This is a genomic window from Bradyrhizobium sp. Kon37 (genome assembly GCF_055807535.1).
Map to the genome: position 1 here is coordinate 1 of NZ_JBVVOY010000353.1, position 233 is coordinate 233.

Annotated in this window: 1 pseudogene; it reads right to left on the reverse strand. The window is 48.1% G+C overall.

Features of this window, described 5'->3' with window-relative positions:
• A pseudogene (locus tag AC0L3J_RS38445) lies at nucleotides 1-233 on the reverse strand (tRNA (5-methylaminomethyl-2-thiouridine)(34)-methyltransferase MnmD); the annotation flags it as partial.

Below are 233 nucleotides of genomic sequence, written 5' to 3' on the forward strand. Positions count from 1 at the left end.
GAAACTGATCAAATGCCTGCCATAGCGTCAGGAAGTTTAATCCGGTGCCGAAGCCGCTCTCTGCTACCACAAACAGAGGATGTGGATGCTCAGGAAAGCGTACCTCTAATTGGTTGCCTCCCAGAAAAACATAACGCGTCTCTTCCAGCCCGTTATCGTTGGAAAAATAGACATCGTCAAAATCTCGGGAAACAGGTGTACCCTCAGCATTAAATTCGAGGTTGGCAGGTTGT